At 74.9% G+C, this 14,839-nt stretch carries 13 protein-coding genes; 8 read left to right on the plus strand and 5 right to left on the minus strand.

The window, feature by feature from the left end; all coding sequences use genetic code 11:
- Window positions 1–4 precede the first annotated feature (4 nt).
- Window positions 5–1,282, plus strand: coding sequence for an MFS transporter (locus tag SNE206_RS23540; RefSeq protein WP_407915470.1), 1,278 nt, complete (start codon window positions 5–7; stop codon window positions 1,280–1,282).
- 169 nt (window positions 1,283–1,451) lie between these two features.
- Here SNE206_RS23540 and SNE206_RS23545 read toward each other — a convergent pair whose 3' ends face one another.
- Complete coding sequence (locus SNE206_RS23545; RefSeq protein ID WP_407915471.1) at window positions 1,452–1,943, minus strand: FBP domain-containing protein; 492 nt, start codon at window positions 1,941–1,943, stop codon at window positions 1,452–1,454.
- A 100-nt stretch (window positions 1,944–2,043) separates the two neighbouring features.
- Here SNE206_RS23545 and SNE206_RS23550 point away from each other — a divergent pair, with 100 nt between their 5' ends.
- The 3 genes from SNE206_RS23550 to SNE206_RS23560 all read left to right on the plus strand — a co-directional run bounded on the left by SNE206_RS23550 (window position 2,044) and on the right by SNE206_RS23560 (window position 5,495).
- Complete coding sequence (locus SNE206_RS23550; RefSeq protein ID WP_407915472.1) at window positions 2,044–2,640, plus strand: TetR/AcrR family transcriptional regulator; 597 nt, start codon at window positions 2,044–2,046, stop codon at window positions 2,638–2,640.
- 195 nt (window positions 2,641–2,835) lie between these two features.
- Entirely contained in the window at window positions 2,836–3,936 is a 1,101-nt protein-coding gene (locus SNE206_RS23555) for a calcium:proton antiporter (protein ID WP_407915473.1), read from the plus strand.
- A gap of 239 nt (window positions 3,937–4,175) precedes the next feature.
- A complete protein-coding gene (locus SNE206_RS23560) occupies window positions 4,176–5,495 on the plus strand; it encodes a pectate lyase (protein ID WP_407915474.1) in 1,320 nt (439 codons plus the stop codon).
- Window positions 5,496–5,690: 195 nt separating this feature from the next.
- Here SNE206_RS23560 and SNE206_RS23565 read toward each other — a convergent pair whose 3' ends face one another.
- Window positions 5,691–6,470, minus strand: a complete 780-nt coding sequence (locus SNE206_RS23565) for an acyltransferase (protein WP_407915475.1) — start codon at window positions 6,468–6,470, stop codon at window positions 5,691–5,693.
- A 79-nt stretch (window positions 6,471–6,549) separates the two neighbouring features.
- Between SNE206_RS23565 and SNE206_RS23570 the strand changes: the two genes are divergently transcribed.
- A complete protein-coding gene (locus SNE206_RS23570; RefSeq protein WP_407915476.1) occupies window positions 6,550–7,305 on the plus strand; it encodes a maleylpyruvate isomerase family mycothiol-dependent enzyme in 756 nt (251 codons plus the stop codon).
- Between the two features lie 93 nt (window positions 7,306–7,398).
- On the opposite strand, the gene SNE206_RS23575 is transcribed toward SNE206_RS23570, so the two are convergent.
- On the minus strand, window positions 7,399–8,154 hold the full coding sequence (locus SNE206_RS23575) for an enoyl-CoA hydratase family protein (protein ID WP_407915477.1): 756 nt from the start codon (window positions 8,152–8,154) through the stop codon (window positions 7,399–7,401).
- Window positions 8,155–8,333: 179 nt separating this feature from the next.
- Between SNE206_RS23575 and SNE206_RS23580 the strand changes: the two genes are divergently transcribed.
- Window positions 8,334–9,155: an ATP-grasp domain-containing protein gene (locus SNE206_RS23580; protein WP_407915478.1), complete on the plus strand. Its 822-nt coding sequence runs from the start codon at window positions 8,334–8,336 to the stop codon at window positions 9,153–9,155.
- 89 nt (window positions 9,156–9,244) lie between these two features.
- Here SNE206_RS23580 and SNE206_RS23585 read toward each other — a convergent pair whose 3' ends face one another.
- Together SNE206_RS23585 and SNE206_RS23590 are read right to left on the minus strand one after the other, a co-directional pair.
- On the minus strand, window positions 9,245–9,802 hold the full coding sequence (locus SNE206_RS23585; RefSeq protein ID WP_407915479.1) for a hypothetical protein: 558 nt from the start codon (window positions 9,800–9,802) through the stop codon (window positions 9,245–9,247).
- Window positions 9,803–9,892: 90 nt separating this feature from the next.
- Window positions 9,893–11,182, minus strand: a complete 1,290-nt coding sequence (locus tag SNE206_RS23590; RefSeq protein ID WP_407915480.1) for an MFS transporter — start codon at window positions 11,180–11,182, stop codon at window positions 9,893–9,895.
- Window positions 11,183–11,240: 58 nt separating this feature from the next.
- Here SNE206_RS23590 and SNE206_RS23595 point away from each other — a divergent pair, with 58 nt between their 5' ends.
- Both SNE206_RS23595 and SNE206_RS23600 read left to right on the plus strand, forming a co-directional pair.
- Window positions 11,241–12,233 (plus strand): winged helix-turn-helix domain-containing protein, encoded by a 993-nt coding sequence (locus tag SNE206_RS23595; protein WP_407915481.1) that lies wholly within the window; start codon window positions 11,241–11,243, stop codon window positions 12,231–12,233.
- Between the two features lie 117 nt (window positions 12,234–12,350).
- Entirely contained in the window at window positions 12,351–14,633 is a 2,283-nt protein-coding gene (locus SNE206_RS23600; RefSeq protein ID WP_407915482.1) for a glycosyl hydrolase family 18 protein, read from the plus strand.
- The last annotated feature ends 206 nt before the right edge of the window (window positions 14,634–14,839 follow it).

The raw sequence follows: 14,839 nt of genomic DNA on the forward strand, positions 1-14,839 counted from the left end.
CTTTGTGCCGCTACTGAACAAAACAGACGCCCGGTCCTCCGCCGCCGACAGCCCCGCCTCCGCCCCCCGCACCATCCGTACGGCCCCCGGCAGCACGCCCCGCACCTGGTCCGCCGCCCGGCTCGCGCTGACCGCGTTCTTCGCGGTCGACGGCTTCCTGTTCGCCGCGTGGGTGGTCCGCATCCCCGACATCCGCCTGCAGGTGCACGCCTCCCACAGCGCGCTCGGGCTGGCCCTGCTCTGCATCTCCGCCGGCGCCGTCGCCACCATGGCCCTGGCCGGCCGGCTCGTCGTGCGGTACGGCAGCGGCCCGGTCACCGTCGGCTCGGTCGCCCTGGTCGCCCTGGCCGTGCCGCTCCCGGCGCACACCCACTCGGTGGCCGCGCTCGGCGGTGTCCTGCTGATCTTCGGCGCCGGGTACGGCGCGGCGAACGTCAGCATGAACAGCGCCGCGGTCGAGCTGGTCTCCGAGCTCCGCCGCCCGGTCATGCCGAGCTTCCACGCCGGCTACAGCCTCGGCGGCCTGCTCGGCGCGGCGGTCGGCGGTCTGCTGGCCGGCACGCTGAGCGCGGCCTGGGCGCTCGCCCTCGGCGGGGCCGTCGGCCTGCTGGTCACGGCCGCGGCCGGCGCCGTCCTGCTGCGCAGCCGTCCCGCCGCCCGTCCGGCCGTGCGGACCGCCCCGGCCGCCAGGACGTCCAGGACGGCCGCCAAGGCGTCGGGCACCCCGCGGCACGCCCGCCTGCTGGTGGTGCTGCTCGGCCTGACCGCCCTCTTCACCGCCTACGGCGAGGGCGCGCTCGCCGACTGGGCGACCCTGCACCTGACGGACGACGTGCACGCGAGCGCCGGCATGGCCGCCGCCGGGTACGCCGCCTTCGCCTTCGCGATGACCGCCGGACGCGTCAGCGGCACCTGGCTCTCCATCCGGCTCGGCGCGACCCGGCTGATGCTGCTCGGCGGCCTCACCGCCGCCACCGGCATGCTGATCGCGGCCCTGGTGCCGTCCGTCCCCGCGGCACTCGGCGGGTTCGTCCTGGTCGGCATCGGCCTGGCGAACATCTTCCCGCTGGCCATCGGCCGGGCCGGCGAGACCGGCGGCCCGCAGGGTGTCGCCACCGCCTCCGCCCTCGGCTACGCGGGCATGCTGATCGGCCCGCCGGTGATCGGCTTCCTCGCGGACGCCGTCGGCCTGCCGCTGGCGCTGACCAGCGTGGCCGCGGCCGCCGGAACGGCCGGCGTGCTGGCCCTGGTGGTCGGCCGGCGCCCGTCCCGGACGGTCTGACCGACCGCACGACCCTGACGGCACCGAACGGGAACGGGCCGGTGCCGGTGGTCCCCGACCACCGGCACCGGCCCGTTCCGTCCGCCCCCGCTCCGTTCGCCCCGCTCCCCACTCCCCACTCCCCACTCCCGGCTCCCGGCTCCCGGCGACGGACACGGGAGCGGCGCCGTCACGCGGAGAGCCGGTCGAGGAACGCGAAGAGGTTGGCCCGGGTGCGCTCCGCCTGCTCCGCCACGGTGAGCGACTCGCCCATGCGCCCGCCCGGCCCGGCCACCCGCAGGCCGCGCACGTAGAGCGAGCAGGCGAGGTCGGCGCAGAGGTACAGGCCCACCGTGTTGCCCTGGCGGCCCGCCGCGCCCGGACGGCGGGCCGCCATCAGGTTCACGCCGTCACCGGGGTGCACGGTGAGGCAGAGCGAGCACATGCTGCGGTGCAGGCCGCGACGGCCGGTGTTCGCACGGAGCGCGACGCCGACCGGCGCCCCGTCGCGCTCCGCGACGAGGTAGCCGCGGTCGGGTGCGGCGGGGTCGCGCCAGCCGAGGAAGTCGAGGTCGCCCCAGGGCCGGTCCGCGAGGTCGCGCGGCACGGCGAGCCGGCCGGCCTCGCCCTTGGAGCAGTTCAGGAACGAGCTGCGGATGGTCTGTTCGGTCAGCGCCTTCATGCCAGCGACGCTAACGCCACCTACAGCTCTCAGGCAACTTCTTAATGGTCCTAGGTTGTAGGCTGAAGCCCTACGGCACAGGCGAGGAGAGGGTGACCCGATGGCACGAGCAGGCCTGACGACCGACCGTGTCGTCCGCGCCGCGGCGGACCTCGCGGACGAGGTCGGCTTCGACCGGATCACCGTCTCCGCCCTCGCCCGCGGCTTCGGCGTCAAGGACGCCAGCCTGTACTCGCACGTCAGAAGCCTGGAGGACCTCCGGATCCGGGTCGCCCTGCTGGCCGTCGACGACTTCGCGGAACGCATCACCGACGCCGTGGCCGGCCGGGCCGGACGCGACGCGCTCGGCGCGTTCGCCCACGCGTACCGGCGGTTCGCCCGCGACCACCCCGGCCGGTACGCCGCCACCCAGCTGCGGCCGGTCCCGGCCGCCGTCGCCTCCTCCGCGGGCGCGCAGCACATCCTGCGCTCCACGTACGCGCTGCTCCTCGCCTACGGGCTCGCCGAGCCGGACGCCACCGACGCCGTACGGCTGCTGCGCAGCACCTTCCACGGCTTCGCCGACCTGGAGGCGCGGTCCGGGTTCGACCATCCACGGCCGGTCTCCGTCTCCTTCGACCGGGCCGTCGACGCCCTGCACGAGGTGCTCGGCCGGTGGGCGGGAGCGGCGGACGCCCTGCAGCCCGCCGACGACTGACGCGGCAGGCGGCAGGCGGCTGACGGCTGACGGCTGACGGCTGACAACAGGCGGCCGACAGGCCCGACTGCAGCGACCGCCACCAGTCGGCCACCGCTCCGACGCCGCTCGGACGACTGGGCCGTCGAGGCGACTCCGGCACCCCGGACGGCGGCGCGCCCCGCCCGGCGCGGGCCGGGATGCGAAGCTCGACGGATGATCGACCGCATCCGTGCAGGTGTCACCCGATGGACCGTCACCGTGCCGCTGCTGGCGCTGGTGGCCCTGGCGCTGACGTGGGGGCGGTCGCTGCCGGGCGCGGCGGTCGCCGTGGTGGCGGCGTTCCTGGCGGGCGCGGTGCTCGCGGCGGTGCACCACGCGGAGGTGATCGCGCACCGGGTGGGCGAGCCGTTCGGGTCACTGGTGCTGGCCGTGGCGGTGACGATCATCGAGGTCGCGTTGATCGTGACCCTCATGGCCGGTGCGCCGGTGAAGAACGCGACGCTCGCCCGCGACACCGTCTTCGCGGCCGTCATGATCACGTGCAACGGCATCCTCGGCCTGTCGATCCTGCTGACGGCCCTGCGCCACCGCATCGCCGTCTTCAACGCCGAGGGCACCGGCGCCGCCTTCGCCACCATCGCGACGCTCGCCACGCTCAGCCTGGTGCTGCCGACGTTCACCACGAGCACACCGGGCCCGCAGTTCAACACCGCCCAGCTCACCTTCGCCGCCGTGGCCTCGCTCGGGCTGTACGGCCTCTTCGTCGCCACCCAGACGCTCCGCCACCGCGACTACTTCCTGCAGGTCACCGCCGAGGGCGAGCTGCTGGACGAGGACGACCACGGCGAACTGCCCAGCTCACGGACCGCCCTGACGAGCCTCGGCCTGCTCGCGGTCGCCCTGGTCGCGGTGGTGGGCCTGGCGAAGGTCGTCTCGCCGACCATCGAGTCGGCGGTAGCCGACGCGGGCCTCCCGGCCTCGGTGGTGGGTGTGGTGATCGCGCTGCTCGTCCTGCTGCCGGAGACGATCGCGGCGCTGCGGGCGGCCGCCGGCAACCGGGTGCAGACGAGCCTCAACCTGGCGCTCGGCTCCGCGCTGGCGAGCATCGGGCTGACCGTGCCCGCGGTGGCGGTGGCTTCCCTGTGGCTCAGCGGCCCGCTCGTCCTGGGCCTGGGCCCGACGCACATGGTGCTGTTGGCGCTGACGGTCGCGATCGGCACGCTGACGGTGATCCCCCGCCGGGCGACCCCGCTGCAGGGGGCCGTCCACCTGTCCGTCCTCGCGGCGTACCTGGTGCTCGCGGTCAGCCCCTGACCGTCGCCACCACGGCCGCACGGTGCCCGGCGGCGGCCGGTCCGGGGCAGGCCCGCACCGGTTCCGTCCCATCTCCTTGACCCGCCACCGGGGTTGACGTATCGTCACGGCCGTTCTCACAGCAGAACGCTGTTCAGAATACGGAACGTCGAATCGACGCCCGAGGGATGCCCTTCCCACCACGCCAACCCCCCATTGGCGCCTGCGGCCACCTCCGCAGGCGGTGAAAGGAACACCTTGTGCTCATAAGGAACACGCACGTCAGGAGGCGCGGCCGGCGCACGGCAGGCGCTCTGACCGCCACCGTCGCCCTGCTCGCCGCAGGCCTCACCGCCCTGTTGTCCGGAGGGTCGGCAGCAGCCGCCCCCGCCGCAGGCTCGTACAACCTGAGGAACGCCGCCAGCGGACTCTGCCTGGACGTCCCCGGGTCGTCGACCGCCGTCGGCACCCAGCTCGCGCAGAACGCCTGCAGCGGGTCGGCGGCCCAGACCTGGCGCCTCACCGCCTCCGGCAGCGGGTACACCCTGGCCGCCGCGCACAGCAGCAAGTGCGCCGGCGTCAAGGACGCCTCCACCAGCGCGGGCAAGGCCGTCGAGCAGCAGACCTGCAGCGGCGCCGCGACCCAGCAGTGGACGCTCACCCTCGTGAGCGGCACCACCTACCAGGTCGTCAACGCCAACGGCGGCAAGTGCCTCAACGTCAAGGACAGCTCCACCGCCGCCGGGGCCCTCGTGCAGCAGAACTCCTGCGACTCGGTGACCAGCAAGCAGTGGACGTTCACCGCCGCGGGCAGCACCCCCACCCCGACCGCGTCGCCGACCGCCTCCCCCACGGCGTCCCCGACGTCCACCACCCCGCCCGGCACGCGTCCGGCCTGGCCCACCGCCACCGGCACCCAGCCGGTCACCGCCAGCATCCCGGTCTCCGGGGTGTTCGACGGCGGCCTCAAGCGGTACTACGGCAGCGGCGACCTCGGCACCGGCAGCCAGGACGAGGACCTGCCCGCGATGTTCGAACTCGCGGACGGCGCCACCCTGCAGAACGTCATCCTCGGCTCGCCCGCCGCGGACGGCGTGCACTGCGCCGGCGCCTGCACGCTCAAGAACGTCTGGTGGGAGGACGTGGGCGAGGACGCCGCCACCTTCCGCGGCAGCTCCGCCTCCCTCGTCCGCACCGTCGACGGCGGCGGCGCGAAGCTCGCCGAGGACAAGGTCTTCCAGCACAACGGCGCCGGCACCCTGATCGTCAAGAACTTCCAGGTGCAGGACTTCGGCAAGCTCGTCCGTTCCTGCGGCAACTGCTCCACCCAGTACGCCCGGCACATCCAGCTGCAGAACATCTGGGCCACCACGCCGGGCGAGGCCCTGGTCGGCATCAACACCAACTACGGCGACACGGCGCGGTTCTCCAGGATCACGGTCTACGACGACGGCGGACGCGACCTCGACATCTGCCGCAAGTACACCGGTGTGACGTCGGGCGAGCCCAAGGAGACCGGCAGCGGCGCGGACGGCACGTCCTGCATCTACGCCGCCTCCGACGTGACGTACGTGGACTGACCGGCCCTCAGTACCCGCTGCCCGTAAGGCGCGTGCGAACGGCACACACCGCATCGCACCGCGGCACGTACCGCACGGCGCAGCACCCGCAGCACCCGCAGCACCCGTAGCACCCGCAACACAGCGCGGCCGCGCACTCCCGGACCACCGGGGGTGCGCGGCCGCCGTGCCGTGTCCGGGGGCCGTCGGGGGCCGTCAGCCCTGGCCGGTGAGTTCCGTGCCGTCCGCCTGGCCCGGTATCCGCAGGTCCCAGCCGACCAGGGCGCGGAGCTGCTCCGCGGTGACGCCCTCGGGCACGGGCTGCGGCGCGTCGTGGCGCAGCGGCGGCTGCCAGCCGTCGTCCGGGGTCCAGCTGCGCACGACCTTGGCCGGGGCGCCCGCCACCACCGCGTGGTCGGGGATCTCGCCGCGGACGACCGAGCCGGCCGCGACGACGACGTTGCGGCCGATCCGGGAGCCGGGGAGGATCACCGCGCCGGTGCCGATCCAGGAGCCCGCGCCGATCTCGACGGGCTCGTTGCGCGGCCACTGCTTGCCGATCGGCAGGTCGGTGTCGCGGTACTCGTGGGCCTGGTCGGTGATGTAGACGTTCGGGCCGGTCCACACGTCGTCGCCGAGCACGATCGACTGGTGCCCGACGATGTGGCTGCCGCGGCCGATCACGCAGCCGCCGCCGATCCGCACGATCGGCTCGGGGCCGAGGTCGAGGCCGGGCAGGAAACCCGCCGAGATGGTGACGCGCTCGCCGATGATCGAGAAGGGGCCGATGGTGATCCACTGCTCGTTGAAGACCGCGCCCAGCGGGAACGCCAGCTTGGTGCCGTCGCCGAGCTCGCCGAACCGGTACGGGCCGGGGCTCCGGTTGGTGACCGCACCGGTCTCCTGAACCAGCTTCCAGGCCCGGTGCACGGCCCGGCCGGCAGCACGGCGGCCCCCGGTGCGGGCGGCGGTCAGGAGCGTGCGGAGGCTCGGCATGCGCCCACCGTATCGGCCGCACGCCCGCCTGACGGCGGGGGGCGATCAACATCACACCGGGCCCTGGCAGACTCCCCGCATGGAGATTCCCGAGCTCGTGGACGTGCTGCGCCGCGAGGGCGGCCTGCTCGCCGCGACGGCCGACCGGACGCCCCCGGACACGCCCGTGCCGACCTGTCCCGAGTGGCGGCTGCGCGACCTCGTACTGCACACCGGCCGGGTGCACCGCTGGGCCACCGCCCTCGTCCGCGACGCGCTGACCGCACCGATCGACGCGGAGGGCACCGCCGCCGTCTGGGGCCAGGAGCCCTCCGACGCCGACCTGGTCGCGTGGTTCCGCGAGGGGCACCGGTCGCTGCTCGCCGCCCTGGACGGCGCCCCGGCCGACCTGGCGTGCTGGAGCTTCCTGCCGGCACCGTCACCCCTGGCGTTCTGGGCGCGGCGGCAGGCCCACGAGACGGCGGTGCACCGGGTGGACGCCGAGTCCGCGGCCGGCACCGGGCCGTCCCCCGTCGACCCGGCGTTCGCCGCCGACGGACTGGACGAGCTGCTGAACGGCTTCCTGGTGCGGCCGCGGACGAAACTGCGCAGCGCGGACACCCGCACCCTGCTCGTCAGCCCGACCGACCGGCCGGAGAGCTGGCTCGCCACGATCGGGCCGGACCCGCTGCGGGTGGAGCCCGGCCCGGGGCCCGCCGACTGCACGGTGACGGGCCCGGCCCAGGAGCTCTACCTGCTGCTCTGGAACCGCCGCCCGGTCGACGGGATCGGCGTCACCGGCGACCGCTCGCTGCTGGAGCTGTGGCGGTCGTCGGCGCAGATCCGCTGGAGCTGACCACCCGTCCGTACGGCGGGCCCCGCGCCCGCCGTGGTGCGGCAGCGCGTCACCGCGGCGGGACGGCCCCGCGTCACCGCCGCGGCGCGGACGTCACTGCGCCCAGGGGGCCGGGCGGCGCTCCAGGAAGGCCCGCATGCCCTGCTGGGCCTCGTCGGATCCGAACAGCCGGGCCGACTGGGCGACCCGCTCGTCGGAGTCCCGTTCGAACGACTCCACCACCGCCGCGTTCGCGAGCCGCTTCGACTCGGCGAGGCCCTGCGGGGAGCCGAGCCGCACGGCGTCCAGCAGGGACTTCAGTGCACCGGCGACGTCCTCGACGGCCTCCGTGACCAGTCCGATCCGGGCGGCCTCGGCCGGGCCGAACGTCTCACCGGTCAGGTAGTAGCGGGAGGCGGACCGCGGGTCGAGCTTGGGGCGCAGCGGCAGCGAGATGACGGCGGGCGCCAGGCCGAGCCTGACCTCGGTGAAGGCGAACGTCGCGGCGGGCCCGGCCAGGGCGAGGTCCGCCGAGCCGAGCAGGCCCAGGCCGCCCGCGCGCGCGTGGCCGTCGATCGCGGCGATGACCGGCTTGGGGCAGTCGACGATGGCCCGCTGGATGTCGACGAGGCCGCGCGGGCCGACCGTCGGGTCGCTGCCGGTCGCCTCGGAGAGGTCGGCGCCGGCGCAGAACACCTTGCCGGTGTGGCCGAGCACCACGGCCCGCACGGCCGGGTCGGCGGCGGCCTCGGTGAGCGCGGCGGCGAGCTCGGCCATCAGGCGGGTGGAGAGGGCGTTGCGGTTGTGCGGGGAGTCGAGTTCGAGGGTGGTGACCGCGTCGGCGGTGGTGATGCGGACGAGGGGTGTCATCGCCTGGGCCTGCTTTCCGGCTGAGGGTGGGTCGGACGGCTCGCACAGGACTCTGGCACGCCGAACGTCCGGTCGGCCAGTGTGTCCCCGCCCGGCCGGGCGGAGCACCCCCGTCCGGCCGGGCGCGCGCCGGAAATCCGCTGGCCGGGGCCGGCCCGGCTGCGGCAGCATCGCTCGGCATGTCCCTCCTCCTGCTCGCCCCGCGGATCAACGAGACCGGTCTCCAGCTGCTGACCGCGGCCCGGCGCCGCGGCCTGCGCGCGCACACCGCGACCCGCTGGGAGGTTCCGTCCGAGCTGGCGGCCCTGCGCCCGGCGCACCTGTACGGCGGCCCGCTGTTCGCGGACGTCGCGTCGGCGGCCCTCGGCGTGGCGCCGCTGGAGCCGCCGGCCGACTGGCTGACCACGCTGCCGTCCGGTCTGCTCGGCCGCCGGGTGGAGTGCACGACGCTCGCCGAGGCCCGTCGGCTGCGGCGGCCGGCCTTCCTCAAGCCGCCGGTGGACAAGCTCTTCCCGGCCCGGATCTACCCGGACGGCAGCGGCCTGCCCGGCCCGGACGCGCTGGACGACGACACCCCGGTGCTGGTCAGCGACATCGTGGCGTTCACCGAGGAGTTCCGGCTGTTCGTCCTGGACGGTGCCGTGCACGCGGCGAGCCGGTACGCCGTCGACGGCGCGCTCGCGGTGTCGCCGTCCGTCGGCCCTGATGCGCGGGCGTTCGCGGCCGACGTCCTGGCGGCCTGCACCGACGGCGGGGCCAGGACCAGGACCAGGACCAGGACCGGGGCCGGGAGCGGTCTGCCGGGCGCGGTGGTCGTCGACATCGGCCGGACGGCCGACGGGTGGGCCGTCGTCGAGGCCAATCCGGCCTGGGCGAGCGGAGGCTACGCCTGCGACCCGGACGCCGTGCTCGACGTGGTGCTGCGCGCCGCCGGTCCGGCCGGGCTCCTGACCGCCGCGGACGCACCGTTCGTCCGGCCGGAGTGCACCGTCGTCAGGTGACAGCGGACGGCAGCGGCCCGCGGTGCGCCCCGGGCCGTCCGGTGCACGGCGGGTGACGGCTCGGCGGCTGCCCGGCGGCCGGGCGGCGGCTACGCGGGCGGTCGCCGGAAGCCGCCGCGGGCCGCCAGCACCTGCACCGCGACGGAGGCCCAGGTGACCGGCTCGACCGGCGGCAGGCCGAGGGGCTGCGGGCGGCCGGGTGAGGCCGTCAGCCAGGCCGCCCAGCTCTCCAGCACGTCCGGCAGGGTGTGGTGCGCCCAGCTGTCGGCGGGCTGCCGCGCCGCACCCGGCCGTTCCGTCGTGGCCGCCGTCGCCGTCGCCGTCGCCGTACGGTGCCGGGCGAAGTCGGCGGCCAGGACCTCCAGCAGGGCGGCGAGGTCGTCGGGGCCGCACACGTCCGGCTCGTCCGCCGGTCCGTCCGCCGCGGGCACGGCGCCCCCGGTCGGCGGCGCCGCCAGTGCGGCCTGCACCTGCGCCGCCAGTCCCGGCCAGCCCGGCGCAGCGGCCGGCAGGCCGGGGAGGAGGGCCGCCCAGCGCAACAGGAAGTCGTCGACGGCCGGGGCGTCCGGCCCGAGTGCCGCGGCGAGGCGGGCCAGCAGGGCGGCGAGGTCCGCGCCCGAGGCGACGGCGTCACGGGAGTGCGTCACGCGGCGGAGCGTACGGCGGGCCGTGCCCGCTGTCGACCGGGCCTGCCCGGGGCCGTGCGTCCCCGGCCACCACCGCGGTGTGCCGGGCGGCTACCCCGCCGGCTGCGGTGCCGGCCGCGCCGCCGTCCGGGCCGCGGACCGGCGCAGCGCCCAGGCCACGGTGGGCACCATCGCGGCACTCGCCGCCGCGAAGAGCAGTCCGAGGCCGATCCAGCCGGCCAGGCCGTTGCCGATCACCGCCGTCGTGACGAGCACCGGGCCGAGCATCATCGCGACCGAGAAGCCGGTGTTGAAGACGCCCTGGTACTCGCCGTGCGCGCCGTCCTCGGCGAGGTCGTAGCCGAGCGCCCAGCTCGCGGCCTGGCCGAGCACCTCGCCGAGTGCCTGCAGCGCGGCGGCACCGAGCAGCACCACGGCGGCGAGCCAGGCGGGCAGGCCGTGGGCGAGCGCCAGGGCCACGCAGGAGGCGGCGACGAGCAGGCCGCCGCGCCGGAAGATCCGTGCCGCGGCGGCCGGCTCCTCGGTGCCGCGGGTGGCCCGCACCTGGAAGGCCACGACGAGCACGGTGTTGACGACGAAGGAGGCGGCGACGAGGAAGCGCGGTGCCTCCGTGTGGCGGACGATCCACAGCGGCACACCGACCTCGATCATCGCGAACTGCAGGCCGAGCAGGCCGCTGAGCGCGGTGACGGCGAGGTAGGGGCGGTCGCGCAGGGCCGAGCGGCGGAGTCCGCCGTCCGTGCCGGCCGCCGGGTGCGCGGCGCGGCCGGGCGTCGGCAGCGCCGCGTACATCACGCCGACGACGGCGAAGCTGACCGCGTCGGCGAGGATCGCCGCGGTGTACGCGGGGCGGGTGTCGGCCTGCAGGGCGAGCGCGGCCAGTGCGGTGCCCGCGCCGATGCCGACGTTGGTGACGACCCGCAGGTAGGCACGGCCGGCGACCCGGCCGTCGGCGGGCAGCACCTCCGCGTACAGCGCGTTGCGCACGGTCGCCGAGCCGCGGTCGGCGGCGGTGACGGCGCAGGCGAGCAGGACGAAGGCCGTGTAGCCGTGCACCAGCGGGTAGCAGGCGGTGCCGACGGCCTCCGCCGCGACGAGGGCGAGCAGTGCGGGCTTGGTGCCCCAGCGGTCGGCGGCGCGTCCGGCCGGGACGCCGACGAGCACGCCGCACAGCCCGGCGGCCGTCAGGGCGATGCCCACCTGGCCGAGGCCGAAGCCGAGCACGCGGGTGAAGTAGAGCGCGCCGAGGGTCATCAGCAGGCCGTTGCCGAGGGTGTTGACGAGCGTGACGGCGGCGAGGCGGCGCACCGTGGGATCGGGGTGCAGCAGGCGTGACGAAGCCCGGGGCGTGGTCGACGCCCCCGTGGAGGTGGTGGTCATGCGCCGATCAGACCGTACCCGGAGCAGGCACGGAACTCATTTAGGCTGGGGCTGACGAATGGGGGATCACGTGCACCGGTTCCGGCTCGGCCTGGAGGATCTGGCGTCCGCGTCGTTCGCGTGCTCGCCGCTCCAGGAGGTGGCGCTGAGTCTGCGGATGTGGACGCACCCGGGGGTGTACGTGCACCAGACCGCCGCGTTCGAGCAGCTCCGGCCGGCCTTCGAACGCCTCGACGGCGTCGATCTGCTGCGCAGCCTCGTGGCGACGGCCAACCGTTACCAGCCGGACTTCCTGACGCCCCGGCCGACGACGCCCTTCCCCGATCTGCGCTCCGAGCTGGAGACCGTGCGGGCCTTCCCGCCGGAGCGGCTGCGGGACGAGCTGGAGCAGACCTACCTGCCGCACGACCCGCGGCTGCCGCCGCTGCTCGACGCCGGGCTCGACGACCCGGCCCGGCTGCTGGCGGACATCGCCGACGCCCTGGAGGAGTACTGGGTGCACTGCCTCGAACCGGGCTGGTGGCCGCGGGCCCGGTCGGTGCTGCACGCCGACATCGTGCACCGCTCGCGGATCCTCGCCGAGCGCGGCGCGGCGGCCCTCTTCTCCGACCTCGACGGCCGCCTGCTGTGGAGCGACGGCGTGCTGACGATCCGCCGGGACTGGGGCGGCGGCGACGCCGACATCGCCGTGAACGGCCGCGGCCTGGTCTTCACGCCGACCTTCTTCGCCCGCGGCGCGATCACCAGCATCAGCGAGGACCGCCCACCGGTGATCACCTACCCGGTGCGCGGCAGCGCGACGATGGCCGACCCGCCCGTACCGGGCCCCCGGGCGCTGGAGCGGCTGATCGGGGCGCCCAAGGCCCGGCTGCTGGCGATGCTCGACGAGCCCACCAGCACCACCGAGCTCGCGCGGCGGCTCGGGGTCACGCCCGGCGCGGTCAGCCAGCACCTGGCGGTGCTCGCGGAGACCCGGCTGGTCACCCGCGCCCGGCACGGCCGGGTCGTGCTGTACGGGCTCAGCCCGCTGGGCGAGCAGCTCGTCCGATAGATCGTCAATTTCCTTCTGGTATGGACCTGTTGACCGCAATGGTCCAGTCCACCTACAGTTCCGGCAGGCTCCCCGGCACCCCTGTACGGCACCCCCACACCAGACAGGGAGACCACCATGTACGTCCGGTCGCACCGACCGGCCAGGGCCAGGATCCTCGCCCTGCTCGCCGCCCTCGCACTGCCGATCGCCCTCCTCGCCGCAGCCCCGGCGCACGCCGTGGGCCGCCTCACCGCCGCCTTCACCAGCGCCGACAACGGCTCCTGGTGGAAGGGCACCCTCGTCGTCCGCAACGACAACGCCACCGCCGTCACCGGCTGGACCCTGGAGTTCGACCTGCCCGCCGGCGTGACGATCGGCAGCAGCTACAACGGCCAGGCCACCGTCACCGGACGGCACGTCACCGCCGTCAACGCCTACTACAACGGCACCGTGCAGCCGCACGCCACCACCGAGCCGTACAGCTTCTGGTTCGTCGCCACCGGGCCGATCGCCGCCCCGACGGGCTGCCGGATCAACGGCGACAAGTGCGACGGCACCCCGGACGTGCCGCCCGGCGCACCCGGCGCCCCGCAGGTCACCGGGAGCACCGCGCACACCCTCGCCCTGAGCTGGCCCGCGGCCGCCGGCGGCGACTTCCCGGTCGCCTCGTACGACGTGCTCTCCGGCAGCACCGTGCTCGGCAGCTCCACCACCACCTCGGCCACCCTCACCGGACTGGCCCCCGCGACCGCCTACACCCTGACCGTGCGCGCCAGGGACGGCCGGGGCAACACCGGCCCCCTCAGCCCCGCGGTCACCGCCCGCACCGTCGACCCGGCGACCGACACCGTGCCGCCGACCGCACCGGGCGGCCTGCGCACCACCGCGGTCACGTCGAGCAGCATCACCCTCGCCTGGACGGCCGCCACCGACGACCAGCGGGTCGCCGCCTACGACGTCTACCGGGGCGGCACCCTCGCGCAGACCGTCACCGGCACCACGGCGACCGTCACCGGCCTCTCCCCCAGCACCACCTACACCTTCACCGTCCGCGCCCGCGACGCCGCCGACAACGCCTCACCCGCCTCGGCACCACTCACCGCCGGCACCGCCGACATCGTCGGCCCCGGGAAGTACGCCCGGGTCGGCTACTTCACCCAGTGGGGCATCTACGGCCGGCAGTACTTCGTCAAGAACCTCGACACCTCCGGCAGCGCCGCCAAGCTCGACGTCGTCAACTACGCCTTCGAGAACATCGACCCGGTCAACCTGACCTGCCTGGCAGGCGTCACCAAGGGCACCACCGCCGACCCGCAGGACCCGGCCCAGGGCACCGGCGCGGGCGACGCGGACGCCGACTACTCCCGGCCGTTCAGCGCCGCGCAGTCCGTCGACGGCGTCGCCGACGACGGCTGGGCCCCGCTGCGCGGCAACCTCAACCAGCTGAAGAAGCTCAAGGCGAAGTACCCGAACCTCAAGGTCGTCGTCTCGCTCGGCGGCTGGACGTACTCCACGTACTTCTCCGACGCGGCCGCCACCGACGCCTCCCGCAAGAAGCTCGTCTCCTCCTGCATCGACATCTGGATCAAGGGCAACCTGCCGCTCTCCAACGGCGCCGGCGGCCCCGGCACCGCCGCCGGGATCTTCGACGGCATCGACCTCGACTGGGAGTGGCCCGGCTCCCCCGACGGCCACGCCGGCAACCACTGGTCGGTGAACGACAAGGCCAACCTGACCGCACTGCTCGCCGAGTTCCGTACGCAGCTCGACGCGCTCGGCGGCCCGCACCGGCTGCTCACCGCCTTCACCCCGGCCGACCCGGTCAAGATCGCCCAGGGCTGGGACCTGTCGAAGATCTTCCAGTACCTCGACATCGCCAACGTGCAGGGCTACGACTTCCACGGCGCGGGCAGCGACAACTCGTGGGAGCCGAACCGCGCCGGCCACCAGGCCAACCTCTACGCCGACACGCAGGACCCGTACGGCTTCCACTTCTCGGTGGACGCCGCCGTGCAGGCCTACCTCGACGCGGGCGTCAACCCGCGCAAGCTCACCATCGGCTTCCCGTTCTACGGCCGCGGCTGGCAGGCCGTCACCGACGGCGGCGCGTCGGGCGAGTGGCAGGCGGCGGGCGGCGCGGCTCCCGGCCAGTTCGCCGAGGAGGCCGGCACCCGCGGCTACGCCAACCTTCTCGCGAGCGTCCCGAACCTGACCGTCCACCACGACACCCAGTCGGTCTCCACCTACGCCTACACCGGCGCGGGCGGGCAGTGGTGGACCTTCGACGACCCGTGGTCGATCGGCCGGAAGACGGAGTACCTGAAGTCCCGGGGCCTGCTCGGCGCGATGATCTGGGAGATGTCCGGGGACACCCCGTCCGGCACCCTCATCGGCGCGCTCGACTCCGGCCTGAAGTAGCGCCGGACCAGGATCGTTCCGGGCCCGGCCTGCTCCGGCACGGAGATGCTCGGACACAGAGGTGCCCCAGCACGGAGATGCTCGGACACAGAGGTGCCCCAGCACGGAGGTGCTCCGGCACGGAGATGCTCGGGCCCGGAAAGAACCCCGCCCGGAACGATCCCGGCCCGGAGAAACCGCACGGACCCCGGCGCGCATCCGCGCTC

The sequence above is a fragment of the Kitasatospora sp. NE20-6 genome, assembly GCF_045862635.1.

Bases quoted from the DNA above. Each gene is read 5' to 3' on its own strand.
- SNE206_RS23545 (WP_407915471.1), bottom strand. From the start codon at position 1,943: ATGAAGGCGCTGACCGAACAGACCATCCGCAGCTCGTTCCTGAACTGC.
- SNE206_RS23550 (WP_407915472.1), top strand. From the start codon at position 2,044: ATGGCACGAGCAGGCCTGACGACCGACCGTGTCGTCCGCGCCGCGGCG.
- SNE206_RS23555 (WP_407915473.1), top strand. From the start codon at position 2,836: ATGATCGACCGCATCCGTGCAGGTGTCACCCGATGGACCGTCACCGTG.
- SNE206_RS23565 (WP_407915475.1), bottom strand. From the start codon at position 6,470: ATGCCGAGCCTCCGCACGCTCCTGACCGCCGCCCGCACCGGGGGCCGC.
- SNE206_RS23570 (WP_407915476.1), top strand. From the start codon at position 6,550: ATGGAGATTCCCGAGCTCGTGGACGTGCTGCGCCGCGAGGGCGGCCTG.
- SNE206_RS23575 (WP_407915477.1), bottom strand. From the start codon at position 8,154: ATGACACCCCTCGTCCGCATCACCACCGCCGACGCGGTCACCACCCTC.
- SNE206_RS23580 (WP_407915478.1), top strand. From the start codon at position 8,334: ATGTCCCTCCTCCTGCTCGCCCCGCGGATCAACGAGACCGGTCTCCAG.
- SNE206_RS23590 (WP_407915480.1), bottom strand. From the start codon at position 11,182: ATGACCACCACCTCCACGGGGGCGTCGACCACGCCCCGGGCTTCGTCA.
- SNE206_RS23595 (WP_407915481.1), top strand. From the start codon at position 11,241: ATGGGGGATCACGTGCACCGGTTCCGGCTCGGCCTGGAGGATCTGGCG.
- SNE206_RS23600 (WP_407915482.1), top strand. From the start codon at position 12,351: ATGTACGTCCGGTCGCACCGACCGGCCAGGGCCAGGATCCTCGCCCTG.